Source organism: Rhodococcus sp. P1Y (genome assembly GCF_003641205.1).
Taxonomy (GTDB): Bacteria; Actinomycetota; Actinomycetes; order Mycobacteriales; family Mycobacteriaceae; genus Rhodococcoides.
The window spans coordinates 2,300,119-2,312,638 of the sequence record NZ_CP032762.1 but is presented as its reverse complement, the minus strand read 5'-3'; the positions used below and the strand labels follow the sequence as shown (position 1 = coordinate 2,312,638).

13 protein-coding genes and 1 tRNA gene are annotated in these 12,520 nt (G+C 64.0%); 8 read left to right on the top strand and 6 right to left on the bottom strand.

Going from position 1 to position 12,520, the window contains the following annotated elements; genetic code table 11:
* Positions 1 to 238 precede the first annotated feature (238 nt).
* A complete protein-coding gene (locus D8W71_RS10855) occupies positions 239 to 799 on the top strand; it encodes an acyltransferase (RefSeq protein ID WP_201265315.1) in 561 nt (186 codons plus the stop codon).
* A gap of 37 nt (positions 800 to 836) precedes the next feature.
* Here the strand turns inward: D8W71_RS10855 and D8W71_RS10850 are convergent, their stop codons facing one another.
* The 6 genes from D8W71_RS10850 to D8W71_RS10825 form a co-directional block, all read right to left on the bottom strand.
* Positions 837 to 1,673, bottom strand: a complete 837-nt coding sequence (locus tag D8W71_RS10850) for a glycosyltransferase family 2 protein (protein ID WP_161965437.1) — start codon at positions 1,671 to 1,673, stop codon at positions 837 to 839.
* Between the two features lie 257 nt (positions 1,674 to 1,930).
* Positions 1,931 to 2,006 (bottom strand) — tRNA-Ala (locus D8W71_RS10845).
* 52 nt (positions 2,007 to 2,058) lie between these two features.
* Positions 2,059 to 2,889: a divisome protein SepX/GlpR gene (gene sepX / locus D8W71_RS10840; RefSeq protein ID WP_121113366.1), complete on the bottom strand. Its 831-nt coding sequence runs from the start codon at positions 2,887 to 2,889 to the stop codon at positions 2,059 to 2,061.
* Between the two features lie 230 nt (positions 2,890 to 3,119).
* Positions 3,120 to 3,767 (bottom strand): GNAT family N-acetyltransferase, encoded by a 648-nt coding sequence (locus D8W71_RS10835; RefSeq protein WP_121113364.1) that lies wholly within the window; start codon positions 3,765 to 3,767, stop codon positions 3,120 to 3,122.
* 82 nt (positions 3,768 to 3,849) lie between these two features.
* Positions 3,850 to 5,109, bottom strand: coding sequence for a molybdotransferase-like divisome protein Glp (gene glp, locus D8W71_RS10830; RefSeq protein WP_121113362.1), 1,260 nt, complete (start codon positions 5,107 to 5,109; stop codon positions 3,850 to 3,852).
* Between the two features lie 36 nt (positions 5,110 to 5,145).
* Positions 5,146 to 6,087, bottom strand: a complete 942-nt coding sequence (locus D8W71_RS10825; RefSeq protein WP_121113360.1) for a UTP--glucose-1-phosphate uridylyltransferase — start codon at positions 6,085 to 6,087, stop codon at positions 5,146 to 5,148.
* Positions 6,088 to 6,947: 860 nt separating this feature from the next.
* Here D8W71_RS10825 and D8W71_RS10815 point away from each other — a divergent pair.
* From D8W71_RS10815 to D8W71_RS10780, 7 genes are all read left to right on the top strand, one after another.
* On the top strand, positions 6,948 to 7,433 hold the full coding sequence (locus D8W71_RS10815; protein WP_027494245.1) for a fluoride efflux transporter FluC: 486 nt from the start codon (positions 6,948 to 6,950) through the stop codon (positions 7,431 to 7,433).
* A complete protein-coding gene (crcB, locus tag D8W71_RS10810; protein ID WP_027494244.1) occupies positions 7,430 to 7,795 on the top strand; it encodes a fluoride efflux transporter CrcB in 366 nt (121 codons plus the stop codon). The genes D8W71_RS10815 and crcB overlap by 4 nt, the downstream gene beginning before the upstream one ends.
* A 26-nt stretch (positions 7,796 to 7,821) precedes the next feature.
* Positions 7,822 to 8,382, top strand: coding sequence for a universal stress protein (locus tag D8W71_RS10805; protein ID WP_027494243.1), 561 nt, complete (start codon positions 7,822 to 7,824; stop codon positions 8,380 to 8,382).
* 367 nt (positions 8,383 to 8,749) lie between these two features.
* Complete coding sequence (locus D8W71_RS10795; protein ID WP_051364869.1) at positions 8,750 to 9,628, top strand: phosphatase PAP2 family protein; 879 nt, start codon at positions 8,750 to 8,752, stop codon at positions 9,626 to 9,628.
* 312 nt (positions 9,629 to 9,940) lie between these two features.
* On the top strand, positions 9,941 to 10,372 hold the full coding sequence (locus tag D8W71_RS10790) for a MerR family transcriptional regulator (RefSeq protein WP_027494242.1): 432 nt from the start codon (positions 9,941 to 9,943) through the stop codon (positions 10,370 to 10,372).
* Entirely contained in the window at positions 10,369 to 11,403 is a 1,035-nt protein-coding gene (locus D8W71_RS10785; protein WP_051364866.1) for an arsenic resistance protein, read from the top strand. Before D8W71_RS10790 ends, D8W71_RS10785 begins: the two co-directional genes overlap by 4 nt.
* A gap of 170 nt (positions 11,404 to 11,573) precedes the next feature.
* A complete protein-coding gene (locus tag D8W71_RS10780; protein ID WP_230074817.1) occupies positions 11,574 to 12,479 on the top strand; it encodes a LysR family transcriptional regulator in 906 nt (301 codons plus the stop codon).
* Positions 12,480 to 12,520 lie beyond the last annotated feature (41 nt).

The window sequence follows — 12,520 nt, the reverse complement described above, 5'->3', positions numbered from 1 at the left end:
GACACCCCTCGAATCAAGGAGCACCACCAATGGACGTCGCCGCCTTCATCTCCAGCCTGCTGTCGACCGGAAGCACCACCGGAAGCTCCGCTTCCGACATTCCGATCCTCCAGCTGCTGTCTGCAGGCTCCGCCAACTGATTTTTGCTCTCGTAGCTTTCAGGGCCCGGTCAGCTGACGCTGATCGGGCCCTGAAATGCATCTACGACCATCCCTGACCTCTGCATTACGATGGCCGAATGGTGCTGAGCGCTCGCGGGATCGGCCGTCTCGGACTCGGACGAATCAGCCGCACCGACATCACGTCGACCCTGTTCTACATGCGCCAGTCGCTGGTAGTCGGAATCGCCGATTCAGCGATCGTGCCCGCAATTGTCCGCGGCCGCGTCCTACGCGCCGCGCGAGTCCGCACAGCGGGCCCGTCCCTGCTGTACCGGGGAGTCGTCGTTCAAGGCCCCGGTCGCCTGACTCTCGGAAACGGAGTGTTCGTCAACTACGGCTGCTACTTCGACACCGTCGGTGATATCGAGATCGGTGATGGAGTATTCATCGCCGACCACGTCCGAATCTTGACCAGCACCCACGAAGTTGGGCCATCGTCTCATCGAGCATGGACGCTGACCGGCGCACCGGTTCGCATCGGCGCCGGGTCGTGGATCGGATCCGGGGCCACGGTCCTCCCGGGAGTCACCATCGGCCCCGGATGCGTCGTTGGGGCGAACTCTTTGGTGACCAAAGACTGCGAAGCCGATTCGGTCTACTTCGGCAGTCCCGCGGTCAAGCAGCGCTCCCTCGACTGATGTCGAGTTCGGGACCGACGAACCACACCGCCCGCGACTATCCGACGGTTACGGGTTGCGGCTGTTGATCCTGACGAACAGGCAAGGGTCGGGACGCGCCCGTGCCGACTAGGCGGCAGACGGGCCAACGCAATGAATGCATCAGCCAGTCGACGAAGACGACACGACGTAGAGTCGCGCTTTCCAGGCCGTGACGCTTGTATGCCCGATAACCTGCACGCGCGTAGAAGTAGTAACGGGCGGGTGAGGTAATTCCCCGCCTGCCAGACAGTTCGACCCGCATTTCGGTGTACTGCGCCAACGGCAGCTCCTTCGCACGCAGGCACAACGACAAGTCGATGTCCTCGTGTAGATCCACCCGGCAGCTCGCGCTGTCACGTACCGCTTCCCACGCCGAGCGTCGTATCGCGAAGTTGTTGCCCGAAGCCGCAACCATGCTCCGCACCGGTCCCCATTGGGCAACCTCACGATCGTGCAACTTGTGCTGCGCACTGGCCCAGGGCGACTCGTAGAGGTATGCCGTGCCTGCCACCGCCGCATACGACGGATCGTTCTGCAAGAAGCTCTTCACCGAGCGCGCCCATCCCGGGCGAACCCTGGTATCCGCGTCGATTCTGCCGAGAACATCCCCACTGGCGCGTTCGAAACCGGCATTTCGCGCATGGACGACACCGCGCTTGGCCTCGTGAATGAGTACGATTTTGTCGGTGCGCTCTCGATAACTCTCGACGAGCTCGCAGGTTCCATCGCTCGAGCCGTTGTCGACGACGATGATCTCGTCGATATCGCCTTCTTGGTCCAGTAGATGATCGAGGCAGGGACCAAGGTAATCCACCTCGTCCAGAACTGGGATTACCACCGACAGTTCGAGCATGCGTAAAGCCTCCGTGCATTCAATTCCCCGGAATTTCATGAACGCGCACGACCATACCGCAACATTGAAATGAAATTGCAACCGTCAAATCGTAAAATACTGGCCGCAATGACAATTGGATTTAATTCGGCGAATAGCCGGGTTACGCCGCCGGAAATGGGATCAATAGGGAAATGTCCGATTTCGGAGGAATGATCACTAAATACGATTCGCGAGATCGCGCGTACGGTACCGATTCACAGACGGTCGGTTCCCGGTGGTGGAGCTGAGGGGAATCGAACCCCTGACCTTCTCGATGCGAACGAGACGCGCTACCAACTGCGCCACAGCCCCTTCTTGCGACCCTTGCGGGCCGCTGCCAAACCATATCAAAGCGCTCGTGCGCTCAGGCCCCCGAGGCCCGTCGGATGTCGTCGCCGACGGGTGCCTGATGCTGGAACGGCTCGTCGTAGTGGTCGAGATGCTCGAACTCCGGGTCCTCGTCGTCGATTTCGAGAACAACCGCGCCCGGACGCCTGAGCCGCTGCGGAACGAGTTTGAGTTCGTCGTCGGTACGCGATTCGACGCCCAGCCGTGAGCGGCCCATTCGCGTCAAACGCCTACGGCGGATCTCCTGCTCGATCTGAACCTGCCTGCGCAGGTAGTACATGTACCCGGCCAGCGAGGCAACGGCCAGACCGCACACCCACCACAGCATCGCAGTGACGATCACGGCGAGCGCGGCGAAGGTGATGGCGGCGAACACCAACCCGAGTACGGCGCGTTGGCGGAACGAGTACCTGGCGGCGCGGGCTATGGCGTCGGCCTCGGGGTCGAATCCGCCCCGTCCGCGACGATTGGGGACGTACTCGCGCTCCGAACCTGCGTCCCTGTCCATGACGTCCGTCTCGGTGTCTGCGTGAGTGTCCATCTGGTCCTCCGCCTTCGCCCTCGGGGTTTCATTCCCGAGGTTGTCGAAACTCGGTGCTGTGCGCCCGAATACAGCGCGTGCCGGCGCTGACGTGCGCTCGTCGTATTCGGGTCGCCAATCGGGGTCACTCGCATGTCCGGCAGCGGGTCCGCGTGCAGTTCTCTTGGTTCCGCCGCGGTGAAGCACACGGGTAGCAAGCGCTACATCGGAGGTCTGCATGATTCGAGGGCGCTTGCTCATCATCATCGGGAGCAGCACGAACAGCCAGATGGCGACCAGGCCGATCCAAATGATCGAATTGGGCATCGTCTCGCGCTCTCCTTCCGAAAGTCAGCTGGTACATCGGTGACGTGATCAGGCTATGTCGAAGCTGGGGCCGAACCGCGGAGACGCGCCGACCCGAATTACACACACGTCACTTTAGTCACATCAGCCTCGAGAGTTCATCGCCGATGGGCATGCTGCACCACTTGCGCATTCTCCAGGCGGGAACCCGCGTCAGATCGACGCGAGTGGGGCGTCTTGCTCACCCACCGCTACGCCCAGGCAGCGCGGCCTGTTCGCACGAGACGGTCCGCGACGGATCCTTGGACCTCGTTCGAGGTCATTGCAACCAACACGTGGTCGCGCCACCGACCGTCGACGTCGAGGTAGTTCTTCAGCAGACCCTCTTCGCGGAATCCGACATTGCGCAGTACTGCCTGACTGGCAAGGTTCTCCGGACGAACCGTCGCCTCCACGCGGTGAAGACCGACGCCGCCGAAACAGTGATCCAATCCGAGCGCGAGCGCAGCGGTCGCGACGCCGCGCCCATTGACGTCCTTGGCCACCCAGTAGCCGATCCACGCCGACCGCAGTGCGCCGCGAACGATGTTGCCGACGGTGAGTTGACCGCAGAAGTCACCGTTCAGTTCGATGGCGAGCGGCAGCATGTGCCCCTTGCGCGCCTCCGACTTGAGACCCGACACGAGCCCGGGCCACGCCGAGATGTGGTGACGGGCAGCCCATGCGCCCTCGCCGGTGGGTTCCCACGGTTCGAGGTGCGTACGGTCGGCGAGCCGGATCCTGCTCCAGGCCGCACCGTCACGCAGCCGCACCGGGCGGAGAGTTACGTTGCCCGCGGCAACGGTCAGAGGTCCCAGCTTCGCCGGCCAACCAGGGTGGCTCGACCACGTGCGCGGCATCTGTCGAGATTAGCGCCTCCGGAGCAGTGGCATGGTTGAGTACCCCCTAGGGCACTTAACCGTGCCACTGGCGCGGAGCGCCCTAGCCTCGCTGAGCGAGGAACGACACGTCCACTTCTTCCCCGGTACGGATCTCCGTGACGCCGGGATCGATGACGACGAGGCAGTTGGCCTCGGCGAGTGTCGCGAGCAGGTGCGAGGACGATCCGGGTGCGCCGCCGAGCGCTTGCACCAGGTATTCGCCCGTCTCTTCGTCGCGCATGAGCTGCCCGCGCAAGTACCCTTTGCGATCCTCGATGGACGTGATCGGCGCGACGGTCCGCGCGGTCACGGTGCGCCGCATCGGCTGTCGACGACCCAGCGCGATCCTGATCAACGGGCGGACCATCACCTCGAACACCACCAACGCGCTGACGGGGTTGGCCGGGAGCAGGAACGTCGGGACTTCGTCGCGGCCGAGCTGACCGAATCCTTGGACCGAGCCTGGATGCATCGCCACGCGTTCGACTTCGAGCTCGCCCAGTTCCGACAGCGCTTCGCGGACACTGTCCGATGCCCCGCCGCCGACGGCTCCGGCGATGACGACGATTTCCGAGCGAATGAGCTGGCCTTCGACCACCTCGCGAAGACGCTTGGGGTCGGTGCTGACGATCCCGACGCGGTTGACGTCGGCGCCTGCGTCTCTCGCGGCAGCGGCAAGCGAATAGGAGTTGACGTCGTAGACCTGCCCGGGACCCGGTGTGCGATCGGTGTCGACGAGTTCCCCGCCCACCGAGATCACCGACAGACGCGGACGCGGATGCACGAGCACTTTGTCGCGCCCGACCGCGGCAAGTAGTCCGACCTGGGCCGCGCCGATGATCGTGCCGGCTCGCACAGCGACGTCACCGGGTTGAACGTCGTCGCCGATCTTGCGAACGTAGTCACCCGAGCGGACAGGCCTGAGGACTTTGACGCGGGCACGGCCGCCGTCCGTCCGGTCCAGCGGCAGAACCGCATCGGCGAGCGTCGGCAGCGGCGCACCCGTATCGACGCGGACAGCCTGCCGTGGTTGCAGCCGGATCGGCTGCCGGGAGCCTGCGGTGACCTCCCCGACGACGGGCAGCGTCAGTTCGATGCGCTCGTCGTCCTCGTTTCGCAGGTCCTGACCTGCGTCCGCCACATCGACGCTTCGTACCGCGTAACCGTCGATCGCTGCCTGATCGAACCCGGGCAGCGGGCGCTCGGTGACGACTTCTTCGGCGCAGAGAAGGCCCTGCGCTTCCGAGATCGCAACCCGGACAGGCCGTGGTGCAACCGCCGCAGCAGTCACCCTGGTCTGCTGTTCCTCAACCGAGCGCATCTGGCCCTTCCTCTAAATCCTCTTTGTGCAGCGGGCCTACTCGTACTTGGTGAGCTGCGGAGCCCAGTCGTCGCTGAGACGCTCGGTCAACCACTCACGCAACGCTGGGCCGTAATCATCACGTTCGAGTGCAAAGTCAACCGCAGCGCGGAGGTATCCCCCGGGATTTCCGAGGTCGTGTCGGGGTCCGCGGTGAACGACGACGTGAACCGGGTGGCCCTCCTCGATGAGCAGAGCGATGGCGTCGGTGAGCTGAAGCTCGCCTCCGGCGCCCGGCTCGATCCGGCGCAGAGCGTCGAAGATCGCGCGGTCGAGCAGGTAGCGCCCTGCCGCCGCGAACAGTGACGGCGCGTCCTCACGCTTCGGCTTCTCGACCATCCCGGTCACCTTCAAGACGTTCGGGTTCACCGCGTCGGGAACCGTCTCCACCTCGAAGACGCCGTAGCTGGAGACGTTCTCCTCCGGGACCTCGAAGGCACACAGAACGGTTCCGCCGCGCTTCGCGCGCACTCGGGACATGACGTCGAGGACGCCGCGGGGCAACACGAGGTCATCCGGAAGAAGTACGGCGACGGCGCTCTCGTCGTCGTCGAGAACTTCTTCGGCACATGCAACGGCGTGCCCGAGTCCGAGCGGCTCCTGCTGAACAACGGACTGGACATCGAGCAGCGCGGGGGCGACGCGTACCTTCTCGAGCATCTTGAGCTTGCCGCTCTTCTCGAGCTTGGTCTCGAGGACGAGGTCCTCGACGAAGTGCGCGACGACGCCGTCCTTACCCGGGGAGGTGACGATCACGAGGCGCTGCGCACCCGAATCGGCCGCTTCTCCGGCGACGAGTTCGATTCCCGGAGTGTCGACTACCGGAAGCAACTCTTTCGGGACGGTCTTGGTTGCAGGCAGGAATCGGGTTCCCATTCCTGCGGCGGGAACAATCGCAGTGCGAAACTGCCGTACCGGTTCTGTCACGCCTTCTGTCATGCTGCCTACCCTATCCATGCTTGCTGCGGATGTCAGTTTCAGAAGACGACTGCACTAGTTCAGAAGACGACTGCACTTACCCACCACACGGGAGCGCCGGTCAGTAGCATTCATCCCGCCGAGCTACGCGTACAACCACCATATAGAACAGCTTCTGTGATCGAAAAGTCCTCGATCTACCAGTGAACATGATTGCCCTCGACACGTCGTGTGTGTTCCCTTGGAGTCTTTGACTTTGACGTAGCTCGTCACCGGTATGTTGAGTGCGCTTGTGCGCCAGACGTTCTATGCGTTCGATTCGAAGTATCCCGATTCACTCTCGACCTACTGCAGTGGGGTTAAATTGGGTGGCGCAGTTCATGTTCGAGTGTGGTCTAGTCGACTGCGTGTCGATGCGGCGTGGCAATGAACCTCGGTTCCGAGCCTGGTGCCCGCTCTGAGTTCGACGACAATGCTGTGTTCGGCGAAATGTTCAGCGTCTTGGTGACGCCGTGTGCCACGTACCCGTGTTGAGAAGATCGCGGTGGTCGGCGGATCGGGAATACCGGGCTTGATACGCGAACACAGGTGTCCAATCCGACCCGTTGCACGGCCGGTGCCGTCGTGGCCGGTGCCGTCGTGGCCGTTAGTCGAGCTCAACAACCGGGTTCGGTTGTTGAGCTGCAGCGCTGGCACATAGACACCTCGGCCTGCTGACCGAGAATCTCGAACGTACATCGGATCTGCTTGGGTCGATCCCTGGTCAGGCTATAGTGGTGTCCGGCGATGGATCTCCGCCGAGACCGCCCCGTAGGGGGTTGTCTGAACCGCCCCAACCCTGGGGCTGATGGCTCCTTTCCCTGAGTGGAAGGAGTCTGTCCATGAACGGCCATCACGACCCGAATCCGACCCTACCGGTCGATCCCGACAGTGCGCCCCCAAGCCCGCTGCATGCGCGAGCGTCCGCGATCGCCGCCGTCGGTGTCGGTGGATTGGTCGGGGCCCCGCTCCGATACCAACTCGGACTGTGGTGTTCCTCTGCCGCGAGTGGCTGGCCGGTGACGACCTTCGCTATCAACATCGTCGGGGCGTTCCTGCTCGGAATGCTGCTGGAGGGATTGGCTCGCCTGGGCCCGGACACAGGGTGGCGGCAGCGGGTCCGGCTGTTGGTGGGCACCGGGATGCTCGGTTCGTTCACTACCTACAGCACACTGGCCGTCGATACCGATCTGTTTCTGCGCAGCCATCAGTGGTGGGCCGCCGGCAGCTACGCGGCCGGCACCGTACTGGTGGGTCTGGTCGCCACCACCGCCGGAATCGCGATCGCCGCGCGACTGCGGACACGGCCCGCGGAGGCAACACAATGACGACACTCTGGATCGCCTGCGCGGGCAGTGCAGGGGCGATCGTCCGTTTTGTGCTCGACGGGGCCATCAGGCACCGCCGGGCGTCGGATTTTCCCTGGGCGACAGCGATCATCAACGTGACCGGATCACTGCTCCTCGGATTCGTCACCGGACTGATCCTTTTCCACGGACTACCCCAGGAACTTCAGCTGATCGTGGGCATCGGTTTCTGCGGCGGGTACACCACCTTCAGCACCGCCAGTTTCGAGACGGTGCGGCTGATCCAACGTCAGAAGTACATCGCTGGCGTGTTGAACGCGGTCGGCACCCTGCTGGTGACTGTCGTCGCCGGCGGTGCCGGTCTCGTCCTGGCTTCCGTATGAGGAGAAAACAATATGAGGAGAAAACAATGACCGAGGACGATCCCAGCCACGCCTCCTGCGACGACCTAGGGGACTGGCGCGCTCCGCTACAGGTGGACGGCCCCGCCGCCTCGGTAGAACCGGTGTGCCACCTGGTCGTGGGGTTCGACCGGCACCCAGCAAGCCACGCTGCCTTGACCTACGCGATGGACCTTGCCGGTCGACTGAACGCGTTCCTGCATGTAGCGCACATCGTCGACACCGATGACCTGCCGATCGACCCGGACAGCGACGACTGGGAACAACGCATCGCCGACGCTGTCGAACAAGAGCGCCGCGAGGCATGCGCGATGCTGGCCGCCATCCCCGGGAACTGGGCGTTCTACTCGAGGCGGGGCAACCCGGCTCGACTGTTGACCACGATCGCCGACGCCAACGACGCCCTGATGATCATCATCGGTACCACCCGCGGCGGGATGATGTCACTGGTGGAGAGGGCCGTCGGCGAATCGGTGTCCGCGACACTCGCCCGCCACGCCCACCGCCCGGTCCTCCTCGTCCCCGCTACCGATAGGCAGCATAGTGACGCAGCCCAAACACGCCGGTGACCCATCCGCCGCACCGGGTTCCCGCCGCGCGCTTCCAGAAAGAAATCCACCGAACCGCCACGACCATCGATGGGGGGCGTGTCGGTTCGTTGTCGCGTTCGGGACGGTCAGCATGCTCGCGGACTTCGTCTACGAAGGTGCCCGCTCGATCACCGGCCCCCTCGCCTCGCGGGGGGCTACCGCCTTCGTCGTCGGGGTGTGGTCACCGCATCCGACGAGGTCGCAGCGCTGATGGTGCGCTCGGTCTCCGGCCCGGTGGCATACACCAAGCCGCCGCTTCTGGGCGTCGACGTTTCCGGTTACGCCCACCCCGTCATCGCCGTGCACTTCCTCTGGATCGCCGGCGCACTGGCGCGTCTGCGTTCTCGTGATCGACGAACGGAGCGGCAAAGCCATCCGTTCCCCAGCCGAAAACCGATCTGCTCTACGACATTCGATTCCCGCGTCGCTCACCGTCGTTCCCGCAATCCAGGTCATCGCAGTGGCCGCCCTACTCGCCACCGGTCGTCGCCGCACCTGGCACCCCACCGTCCATCCCACGCAACCCAACCAAGGAAAGTCACCTATGTTTCCTGCTCGTCCGTGGATTCGGCCGTTTGCCGCCGCTCTGCTCGCATTTGCCGCACTGCTCGCCGCCGGCACTCTCGCCTCCACCACTGCTGTGACAGAGGCGGGTCTGCGGTTCCACGACCGTATCGCCCTTCATCGCGCCGGCTGGGCCACTGCCCTCGCCGAATTTGTCACGGACTGCGCACAACCGGTCGTCGGAATCGTGGTGGCGATCGGTATCGCCGCATGGCTCACGTGGAGAGGCCGACGGGTCGACGCGGCATGGGCCCTGGCAGTGATGGCATCTACCCTCGTCGTGTCGACAATCGCGAAATACAGCATCCGCGAACCCCGTCCCCCGCAACGGTTCTGGCTGATTCCTCCCGACACCGTGTGGTCGTTCCCGTCTGGACATACAGCGGTGGCTGCGGCCATGATCGGGCTTGTGGTCCTGCTCACCGCTCGGGCGCACGTAATTGTCCGGCGGTTGGCCCGCACGACATCAGTGCTGTTCGCGCTCGCCGTCGCTGCCTCCCGGCTGTACCTCGGCGTACATTTCCCGCTCGACGTCGCCGCGAGCATTCTTGCCGCCAGCACTGCGCTCCTCGCACTGTGGACCATGTGGTCGATCCCTCCGGTCCGACACTGGGTCAATGTCCGGCTCGGACCGACCCCTCAGGCAGCCTCACCCGACTGATCGCGGACCCACTCCGACTCCGAGCACTACGTGACGGGAAGGTGAATACAAGTCCGCCGTCGACCGTCCGCGGCTGGTAGCGCAGGTGAGGATCGTTGCCCACAACTCGATACCCTCAGGTTGGTCAGCCGTTGAGAGCGTGCACGCCGACGGGGCCTTCATCTCGCTGAGAGGCGTCAGGTCTAGACGGATGAGCGCCCGGACGTCCGGGCGCGGTCTCGCTGGGAACATGGCCCGACGTTAGCCCCAGCACCTGCGTGGAAGGTCAAGGATTTGACCTTCCACCCGACTCGAAGGTTTATCCTCGTGCGCATGTCCGCTCTGCGCATTTCACAGCTGTCATCGGCGACCGGCGTCCCGGCGACCACGCTACGGTTCTACGAAAGCGAGGGCCTGCTCCCGGCGGACCGTTCGGCGAACGGTTACCGCGTTTACGACGACCGCGCTCGGCAACGCTTGGCGTTCATCACCGCCGCCAAGAGCCTGAACCTGTCGCTGCCGGAGATCAAACTTCTCCTTCGTGTCTGGGAGAAAGACTCCTGCGCAGCAGTCAAAGCCGAACTCGGCCCCGCCATCGAGTCCCACATCGCGCACGCCAACGAATCGATCGCTCAATTGACCGCTCTGCGTGAGAGTTTGACCGACGCGCTGGCCCGGCTCGGGGACACACCCGACGCGCCGACGCCATGCAATCCGGACTGCACCTGGCTGATCTCAGCGAACACCGCGGTGGGCACCGCATGAACATATCGAGCACCACCTCGGTGGTGGCGTGGCTGGAGAAGTTCCAGATCCCGCTCTACCTGCTGGCCCTGCTCATCGGTGGCGGTGTCGGTTTGGGTGCGCCGTCGTCGGCGCATGCGTTCGAGATTGCTATCAATCCGGTACTGATCGTGTTGCTCTACGCTACGTTCCTCGCGGTTCCGTTCTCCGCCATCGGCGCATCGCTGCGCGACGGCACATTCTTGCTCAGCGTCGTAGTACTGAATTTCGTGCTCGTTCCAATCGTCGTATTCGCTCTGACCCGGTTCGTTGCTGCTGATCAGGCGGTACTCGTCGGTGTGCTGTTGGTGTTGTTGGCTCCCTGCATCGACTACGTCATCGTCTTCAGTGGGTTGGCCGGTGCAGCGTCGGAACGGCTCCTCGCGAGCGCGCCGCTGTTGATGTTGTTGCAGATCGCGTTCCTGCCGCTCTACCTGTGGTTGTTCGTCGGGTCCGAGCTGGTGGAGATCATCGACATTGCACCGTTCGTCGAAGCGTTCGTGCTGTTGATCGTTGTTCCTCTGGTGTTGGCGGCCCTGACGCAAGCACTTGCGCGTCGTCGGCGTATCGGCACCCAGATCATGGATGTGATGGCCGCGGCGATGGTGCCGGTCATGATGGCCACTCTTGCCGTCGTCGTGGCGTCGCAGATCGACGCAGTCCGCTCCGAAGGCTCCCAGCTGTTTGCCGCGGTGCCGATCTTCGTCGCGTTCCTGGTCATCATGGCGGTTGTCGGATGGGCGACGGCCAGAGTGACCCGCCTGGACGTCCCGGACGCTCGGGCCTTGATCTTCTCCGGTGCCACCCGAAATTCGTTGGTCGTTCTGCCGCTGGCGCTCGCGCTGCCACCAGCACTGTCTCTTGCTGCCGTGGTCGTGGTGACGCAGACACTGGTGGAGCTGATCGGAATGGTCGCCTACGTCCGACTCATCCCCTGCCTTGTCCCAGCTCACGCTGCGAGAGCACCGGTGAAGTTCGAAACAACTCGCACGAACCAAGGCAATCCTGGGTGACGAGAACTGGATAAAAGCAGGTGGCGTCAGTGAGGGTGAACGAACCACGGGATCCAGTGCCGCGACCCCGTTCCACTTCCCGCGAGCATTGAGCATCGAATGGGGACTTTTCCGGCAAACGCGCCTGTGGGCTCCGCGCCCGCTACGACTGCAGTCTCTACGCTGGCACCGTGCCCCTGCCGACCCATGTGACCGACCTGATCAGCTACGAATTATTGCTGTCCGTCGCCGAGCTGGGAAGCATCGGACGCGCAGGGGAGGCGCATGACATGTCGCAGCCAGCGGCGAGCGCACGCCTGAAAGCACTCGAAAGCCGCATCGGGGTAGCACTCCTGCATCGCGGGCAGCGAGGTGCCACCCTCACCGCAACCGGCGAACTGGTCGCCGGCTGGGCCGAGCGCGTCATCGCCGAAGCCGCCGAGCTCGCCACGAGCATCGCAATGCTGCGCACCGACCGCCACAGCCACATTCGTATCGCCGCAAGCCTCACCATCGCCGAATACCTCATACCGCGATGGCTCATCACACTGCGCTCCCACGACACTTCCATCACACCGACTCTCACCTCCGGAAACTCTGTCGACGTAGCCGCATCGGTGCTCGACGGCCGCGCCGACATCGGATTCGTCGAAAGCCCCGATCTGCCCAGCGGACTCCACTCGAAGGACGTTGCCCGCGACGAACTCGTCGTCGTCGTCGCCCCCGATCATCAATGGGCTCGACGAACGATCACGGCGAGCGAACTGGCCGCGACACCGCTGGTCACCCGCGAACCCGGGTCCGGCACACGTCTCGCGCTCGAACGTGCGCTCCGGACTGCGGGCCCACTCGCCGCGCCACTGCTCGAGGTGTCCTCCACCACTGCCATCAAAGCTGCCGTCATCGGCGGCCTCGCACCGGCCGTACTCAGCTCCCTCGCGGTATCCGCCGAGATCGCCGCCGGAACGCTGGCCCGCGTTCACACAGAGGGGCTCGACCTGCGCCGGTTCCTGCGTGCCGTGTGGCCCGCGGGCCGTGAACTGCGAGGACCGTCGAGCGACCTGCTCGTCGTCGCCCTCAAATCCCCGCAGTCATAACCTGAGGTTGGGACCGGCCAGGTAATCGGTGTCTACCGGTG

What these genes read in the sequence shown, in the direction of transcription:
- D8W71_RS10855 (WP_201265315.1), top strand. Translation starts at nt 239, where the DNA reads ATGGTGCTGAGCGCTCGCGGGATCGGCCGTCTCGGACTCGGACGAATC.
- D8W71_RS10850 (WP_161965437.1), bottom strand. Translation starts at nt 1,673, where the DNA reads ATGCTCGAACTGTCGGTGGTAATCCCAGTTCTGGACGAGGTGGATTAC.
- sepX (WP_121113366.1), bottom strand. Translation starts at nt 2,889, where the DNA reads ATGCCCAATTCGATCATTTGGATCGGCCTGGTCGCCATCTGGCTGTTC.
- D8W71_RS10835 (WP_121113364.1), bottom strand. Translation starts at nt 3,767, where the DNA reads ATGCCGCGCACGTGGTCGAGCCACCCTGGTTGGCCGGCGAAGCTGGGA.
- glp (WP_121113362.1), bottom strand. Translation starts at nt 5,109, where the DNA reads ATGCGCTCGGTTGAGGAACAGCAGACCAGGGTGACTGCTGCGGCGGTT.
- D8W71_RS10825 (WP_121113360.1), bottom strand. Translation starts at nt 6,087, where the DNA reads ATGACAGAAGGCGTGACAGAACCGGTACGGCAGTTTCGCACTGCGATT.
- D8W71_RS10815 (WP_027494245.1), top strand. Translation starts at nt 6,948, where the DNA reads ATGAACGGCCATCACGACCCGAATCCGACCCTACCGGTCGATCCCGAC.
- crcB (WP_027494244.1), top strand. Translation starts at nt 7,430, where the DNA reads ATGACGACACTCTGGATCGCCTGCGCGGGCAGTGCAGGGGCGATCGTC.
- D8W71_RS10805 (WP_027494243.1), top strand. Translation starts at nt 7,822, where the DNA reads ATGACCGAGGACGATCCCAGCCACGCCTCCTGCGACGACCTAGGGGAC.
- D8W71_RS10790 (WP_027494242.1), top strand. Translation starts at nt 9,941, where the DNA reads ATGTCCGCTCTGCGCATTTCACAGCTGTCATCGGCGACCGGCGTCCCG.
- D8W71_RS10785 (WP_051364866.1), top strand. Translation starts at nt 10,369, where the DNA reads ATGAACATATCGAGCACCACCTCGGTGGTGGCGTGGCTGGAGAAGTTC.